Source organism: Geovibrio ferrireducens (assembly GCF_026226615.1).
GTDB classification, from domain to species: Bacteria; Chrysiogenota; Deferribacteres; order Deferribacterales; family Geovibrionaceae; genus Geovibrio; species Geovibrio ferrireducens.
In genome coordinates, this window is record NZ_JAJAPB010000005.1 from 251,382 (window position 1) to 257,610 (window position 6,229).

6 protein-coding genes, 1 pseudogene and 1 riboswitch are annotated in these 6,229 nt (G+C 47.8%); of the genes and pseudogenes, 1 reads left to right on the top strand and 6 read right to left on the bottom strand.

Translation table 11 applies throughout. The features are described 5' to 3' along the window. Positions 1–36: 36 nt before the first annotated feature. From OSQ85_RS07790 to OSQ85_RS07815, 6 genes and pseudogenes are all read right to left on the bottom strand, one after another. Positions 37–2,100, bottom strand: coding sequence for a chemotaxis protein CheA (locus tag OSQ85_RS07790; protein WP_265822287.1), 2,064 nt, complete (start codon positions 2,098–2,100; stop codon positions 37–39). Between the two features lie 4 nt (positions 2,101–2,104). After that, complete coding sequence (locus OSQ85_RS07795) at positions 2,105–2,470, bottom strand: response regulator (protein ID WP_265822288.1); 366 nt, start codon at positions 2,468–2,470, stop codon at positions 2,105–2,107. After that, positions 2,470–2,820 (bottom strand): STAS domain-containing protein, encoded by a 351-nt coding sequence (locus OSQ85_RS07800; protein ID WP_265822289.1) that lies wholly within the window; start codon positions 2,818–2,820, stop codon positions 2,470–2,472. The genes OSQ85_RS07795 and OSQ85_RS07800 overlap by 1 nt, the downstream gene beginning before the upstream one ends. A 9-nt stretch (positions 2,821–2,829) precedes the next feature. Beyond that, positions 2,830–3,483 (bottom strand): annotated as a pseudogene (locus OSQ85_RS14125) (methyl-accepting chemotaxis protein); the annotation flags it as partial. 565 nt (positions 3,484–4,048) lie between these two features. Continuing rightward, positions 4,049–4,240: a hypothetical protein gene (locus OSQ85_RS07810; protein WP_265822290.1), complete on the bottom strand. Its 192-nt coding sequence runs from the start codon at positions 4,238–4,240 to the stop codon at positions 4,049–4,051. After that, positions 4,237–4,638: a response regulator gene (locus OSQ85_RS07815; RefSeq protein WP_265822291.1), complete on the bottom strand. Its 402-nt coding sequence runs from the start codon at positions 4,636–4,638 to the stop codon at positions 4,237–4,239. Before OSQ85_RS07815 ends, OSQ85_RS07810 begins: the two co-directional genes overlap by 4 nt. Before the next feature lie 302 nt (positions 4,639–4,940). Beyond that, a riboswitch (FMN riboswitch) is annotated at positions 4,941–5,083 on the top strand. 75 nt (positions 5,084–5,158) lie between these two features. On the opposite strand from OSQ85_RS07815, the gene ribB reads away from it, so the two are divergent. Continuing rightward, entirely contained in the window at positions 5,159–5,809 is a 651-nt protein-coding gene (gene ribB / locus OSQ85_RS07820; RefSeq protein WP_265822292.1) for a 3,4-dihydroxy-2-butanone-4-phosphate synthase, read from the top strand. Positions 5,810–6,229: the final 420 nt, after the last annotated feature.

Consider the following 6,229-nt stretch of genomic DNA (forward strand, 5'->3'; position numbering starts at 1 on the left):
AAGGTTTTCAGATAAAAAAATTTACTAAAAATGTATCTATTCTATGCCATGATATATCTTCACGGCATCGATGATCAGTGCAACCGATCCGTCGCCGAGTATCGATGCTCCCGATACCCCGTGAACCTCCTTGAATATTTTTCCGAGTGATTTTATAACCGTCTGGTGGTCGCCTATTACGGCATCGGTCACGAAGCCCACTCTTCTTCCGTCTATCTCTGTAACAACTATCTGCTGAATTTCAGGCACATCGCCCCTGATTCCGAAAAGCTCACGGAGCTTTATGTAGGGCACTATGTCGCCGCGAACCTGAATTATGCTGCGTCCATGGGAATTGGCTATGTCTTTCGGGGTAAGCTCTATGCACTCCTCCACCACAGCAAGAGGTATTATGAAGAACTGATCCGCAACCCTGATCAGAAGGCCGTCTATAATAGCCAGTGTGAGGGGTAGCTTGAGGCTTATCACAGTTCCAGAACCTTTTTCGGAAGAAATATCCAGAGTGCCCTTGAGAGCCTCTATATTCTTCTTCACCACATCCATGCCGACCCCGCGGCCGGAAATATTGGAAACAGCCTCCGCAGTGGAAAAACCCGGTGCAAGTATAAGTTCGCATGCTTCCTTCGGGGTGAGTTCGGCTGTTTCGGCTATAAGCCCTTTTTCAACGGCTTTTTTGCGAACCTTTTCAGGGTCTATGCCTCTGCCGTCATCGGTGATCTGTATGAGAACGCTGTCGCCTGAATGTCTGGCACTGAGCGTTATTGTCCCTGTCTCTTTCTTACCTGCGGCTTTTCTCTCCTCTGGCATTTCGAGGCCGTGGTCTATGCTGTTTCTTATGAGGTGCACCAGCGGGTCATTGAGCTTTTCGATGACAGTTTTGTCCAGCTCGGTCTCAGCGCCTTCGGTGACCAGGTCTATCTTCTTGCCCAGAGTGTGGGAAAGGTCTCTCACAAGCCTGTTGAATTTGCTGAATGTGGAGCCGATGGGGAGCATGCGTATGCTCATGGTATTATCACGGAGGTCCCACACAAGCCTTTCCACATCCTCCGCAATTTTAAGGAGTTCGGGCTCGTTTTTCCTCGCCGCTGTCTGGCTGAGGCGCGCCTGCACAGTAACAAGCTCACCGACGAGATCCACAAGGAAGTCCAGCTTATCAGACTGAACCCTTATGGAGGTCATACCCTCCGCCTCAATCTTTTTGGCTTTTATTTCCTTGATATGCTTCTGTTCCTCAAGGGCAGCAGCAATTGCAGAAGGAGGAACAACGCCTTTCTCGACCAGAATTTCGCCCAGACGTTTTTTCTCTGCCAGAATGGCTTCAAGCTCGATTCGGGATATATCCCCTTTTTCCACAAGGATTTCCCCGATTCTTTCGTGTTCATCGGAGGATTCCCCGTCATAAAAGGCAACGGGAGTTATTGTTATATCGCAGTCGTCCTCAACAAAAATAAAGACATCGCGTATGGCATTTTCACCCTTGTCAGTGGTGAGTATTATATCCCAGTTTACATAGCATTTTTCGCTCTCAAGCTCATCGAGATATGGGATATTCTCTGAATGAGCAATAACTTTGCATTCACCCAGCTCCGCCATCTCGTTAAGAAGAAGCTGAACATTTACCCCTCTGGTAAAAATGTCCTCATGGGGTTTGAACTGAACCCTGAAAGTGGTCAGAGAGCTTTTGCTCTCCTTGGCTTTTTCAGCAGGTTTATCAGCAGCGTCACCGCCGCTCCGGAGAGCAGAGAAGAAATCCTTGATTGCGGCAGCGTCACCGCCGGAGGAATCAATAGTTTCATCCGCCACCATCTCTTTGATAACATCGCAGGCTTTCAGAGAGTTCTCTATCATCTCCTGAGTAACTGCGAGTTTCCCCTCACGCACAAGGTCGTAGGCTGTCTCTATGCCGTGTACGAATGCGGCGAGGTTGTCAAATCCGAACATCGAACCGGAGCCTTTAATGGTATGCATGGCTCTGAAAACCTTAGCCACCAGATCAGAATCATCCGGCGTGTTTTCAAGTTCCATCAAAGAATGCTCAAGCTCCTCAAGGAGCTCCCCGGCTTCGGTTACGAATGCCTGTTTATGAATATCAGCGGACATAATCCTATCCTAACACTTTCTTAACTACTCCCAGAAGCTGTTCGGGCTTAAAGGGTTTTACTATCCAGCCCGTAGCGCCTGCCGCTTTCCCTTCCTGTTTTTTTGAGTCCTGCGATTCAGTAGTCAGCATTATTATCGGTATAAATTTAAAGGCGGCCTGTTTTCTCAGCTCTTTTATCAGCGTTATGCCGTCCATGTTGGGCATGTTAAGGTCGGTTACGACCATATCGATCTTTTTCCCTGCAACTTTTGAGAGAGCGTCCGCTCCGTCTCCGGCTTCGATAACCTCGTACCCTTCTTTCGTGAGGGTAAACTTAACCATCTGGCGTATGCTGGCGGAATCATCCACACTAAGAATCATTTTTCCCATCAAACACTCTCCTTAACCACCCAAAGGCAGTTTCCGCATTTATCATTGCTGCACCCGGAACGTCTTGAAAAACCGAGGCTGAACTTTTTAAGATCCAGCGGGCAGCCCTCGGTTTTATCGAATGATATATGCTTCCCGCCAGATGAAAATGTCCGGTGGGCAGAACACATAAGCTGGAAGAACGTGAAATCTATACTGGATTCTCCGGCAATATTAACTCTTACGTGATCTTCCGTGGAATAAAGCTCCATAAGTTTTTCCCTGACCTGCCCTATGTTGCACACGGTCAGATCGCCTGATAAGGAAAGAACACAGTCAGAACCGATTTTTTCCTCTCTGATGTCTAACATTTTATTCTCCTAAAATAATTCAACATTGTCCGCCTCTGCGGCTGCTGCTTTCCCTTTTCTGCTTTTGCCTGCCGTATTAGAGGTGAACCCTTTTATGTGTTTTTCAAATATCTCTCTTTCACTTTCCATGGTGTACATGGTCTTGAGGTGCGCGCCCAAATCGCTCAGACGGAGCGTGCAGAGGTTCCCCCCCACATCGTCCATTGCAGCGGACATATGCACAAGGTCTTTGCCCACTATTTCAAGAGGGTCTATGACGTGCTCAATCCTCTGCCTGTTTATATCCTGATACTGGAGAGAAATTACTATTCCCCTTATGCGCTCTGCGGTTTTCGCTGTTTCTTCCTGAAGGCATCTGATTGTTTCCTTTGCGGAATTGATTCCGCCGTCAAGAAGACTCAGCGCTTCGTCCACATCGTGCTCAGAGGAGACGGCAAGCTCGTTCATTCTGCTGGCATTGCTGGATGATTCGCTGTAAATGCCCTCTATATCGTTTGTGATTATTTTTACCGAGTTTCTTATCTCCATTGCAAAACGGTTGGACTGCTCGGAGAGCTTCCTTATCTCGTCCGCCACAACGGCGAAGCCTCTTCCGTGTTCCCCTGCCCTTGCCGCCTCTATAGCCGCATTCAGGGCGAGAAGGTTTGTCTGATCCGCTATGTACTCCACCTGTGAGACAGTTGCGTTGACCTTGTTAGCGCCTTCCATAATCTGGCTGAGGCGCAAGCTTATGAGATCTGAAAAAGAACCGGTTTCTTTTAGGGTTTTTATTACTTCCAGAAGAACTTTACGGTTTTTTTCCATCATGGACTGACCGCCTCTGTCATTCTCCATAAGGTTTGAGATTGCTGAACCTGCGAGTTCGCTGTGGTTCTCCACCTGCTCAACTATGCTCATAAAGTTGCTGCTGATCTCATTGGCGGATTCTTCCGTGTCCTTTATGACTTTTCTAAGCTGAATGGAGAACATCGGCATGAGATCTGCACGGTCATCAAGGAGCTTCTTTGTACACTTCATAAACTCCTGAAGTTTGTTCATCTCGGCCTGCTTGTCAGCTTCTGAGCGTATGCCGCATTTTTCTGCCGTCTTTAACGCCGAAAAATAAGAAGCGAAAACGCACACCGCACTCAGGATGAGCGTAATAAAAAACGACAGCATGCCGCCAGTGAAGAAAACGGCCGCCGAAGCCGCGGCTCCGGCGCAAAGCGACAGATAAACGCCTGTTTTGTCAGTCAGTTCCTGCATGATATATCCTTGTTGCCTTTATTGCCGCCGCAGCCATGCCCAAAAAAGACATGAGGAGAAAAAGCCCCATTTTTGCAGCGGAAACAGCGCTGATATTTAAGTATTCGAACAATGCCATAAAAATTCCTGAAACTGCCGTGGCGGAAACGCCGATTCTGAAAATAACCGAGCTCATGATATTCTGCTCCTTTGCAAAATTGTGTGTGTACTCTCAATGAGTTCAGATGGACTAAACGGTTTATGCAGCATGCCTATTATCATCTCTCTGGAATGCTCGTCCTCCGGTCTCACATCCAGATAACCTGTTATGAGTAAAACCGGGGTTCTGAGGCCTGTTCTGTGCAGAAAATCAAGAACCTCAAGTCCTGTCATTTCCGGCATCATCATATCTAAGAGGATGAGATCAAAGCCTTTTCCGGTGCTTTCCTTTTCCTTTATTTTTTCTATACATGCCAATCCGTTGGCAGCTTCCGTAACTTTATATCCGAACTTTCTGAAGTAGAGGCATACCCCTCTTCTGAGTTCTTCTTCATCTTCGGCAAAAAGTATTTCGAGATTCTCAGTATTTTCCATGCATACTATAAAGCAACATCGATGCCAGAAATAAAACGCTTTAGTACAAGTCATTTATTAATTCTAGCGTGCCAGCCGGATGTCAATATTAGTTGACAGAATATATTAAAAAGGCTGAAACCACTTGTATTTAAGAACTTAGACGTTTGTCAACTTTCCATGACAAGGAACAAAAATAACCACAGAACACCGCTGAATACGCGTTTGCATAGTCTGTCAATTTTTATTTACTGTACGTGTGTAACAATCGGTAACAGAAAATTACAGCCATTGACACGGAAATCTAAAAGACTATAATAACAGCATATTCTCAGGGCGGGGTGAAACTCCCCACCGGCGGTAAGCCCAACGGGCAAGCCCGCGAGCGCTTTGCACTGGTGCAAAGGTCAGCAGATTCGGTGAGAATCCGAAGCCGACGGTACAGTCCGGACGAAAGAGGATTAAACGCATGCCGAACAAACCATGCCTTAGTTTTCCCCTTGAATCTTGCCCTGATTTACGAAAATGAAGAGGTTTATACGTGAATCAGAAATGCATTTTACCCAAAACATCATTCGAAAGAGTCGAAGACGCCCTCATGTCGCTGAAAAACGGCGGCGGAATCCTTGTTCTTGACGATGAGGACAGAGAAAATGAGGGGGATCTGATATTCCCCGCAGAAACAATCACCCCTGAGCAGATGGCTGTTCTCATCAGGGAGTGCAGCGGGATAGTCTGCCTGTGTCTCACGGAAGAAAAGACAGCCGAGCTTGAGCTTCCCATGATGGTTCAGAACAATACCAGCAGCTACGGAACAGGCTTCACCGTGACTATTGAGGCGGCCGAGGGGGTAACCACCGGAGTTTCCGCCGCTGACAGAGTAACCACAGTCAGAGCAGCAATAAAAGACGGTGCAAAACCGTCCGACCTCAACAAACCGGGGCATGTGTTTCCCCTGAGAGCAAGAAAAGGCGGTGTTCTGGAGAGAAAGGGGCATACGGAGGCAACAGTAGACTTCATGCGCCTTGCCGGGCTCAGACCTTACGGAGTTCTCTGCGAACTCACCAACCCGGACGGAACAATGGCAAGAACGCCGGAGGTTCTCGCATTCGGGAAGGCTCACTCCTATCCTGTTGTGACTATTGAAGATCTGGTCAGCTATATAAAAAGCAGGGACAAGGCACTGGTTTGACTTTAAAGCAAAGTTTGCCATCCGCAGAAGCGGTCAGACTGCCGGCGTGAAGGGATAAGACTGCCTGTACCTGAAAATCCCCCTCTTATCCCCCTTTAAAAAAGGGGGAAGTTATTGCATATAAACGCAGAATGCCCTCCTTTCACAATGGAGGGCAGGGGGACTGCCGCGTCCTCTCTTACAGCAAAAATTTGCCATCCATGGAAATTTTTACACACGCTCGCGCCGTGGTAAACACGGCTTCGCTTCGCACGGCGCAGTTCCATACATGGAACTGTTTGCGTCATTGCGAACTCCGCAGGAGTGAAGCAATCTATCACTTGCCGCTCCAAAAACTACATCCTGTGTTTTTTCCGCACACGCTTGCGCCGTGGTAAACACGGCTTCGCTTCGCACGGCGCAGTTCCATACATGGAACTG

Coding starts and splice junctions, on each gene's coding strand:
- OSQ85_RS07790 (WP_265822287.1), bottom strand. CDS start 2,100: ATGTCCGCTGATATTCATAAACAGGCATTCGTAACCGAAGCCGGGGAG.
- OSQ85_RS07795 (WP_265822288.1), bottom strand. CDS start 2,470: ATGGGAAAAATGATTCTTAGTGTGGATGATTCCGCCAGCATACGCCAG.
- OSQ85_RS07800 (WP_265822289.1), bottom strand. CDS start 2,820: ATGTTAGACATCAGAGAGGAAAAAATCGGTTCTGACTGTGTTCTTTCC.
- OSQ85_RS07810 (WP_265822290.1), bottom strand. CDS start 4,240: ATGAGCTCGGTTATTTTCAGAATCGGCGTTTCCGCCACGGCAGTTTCA.
- OSQ85_RS07815 (WP_265822291.1), bottom strand. CDS start 4,638: ATGGAAAATACTGAGAATCTCGAAATACTTTTTGCCGAAGATGAAGAA.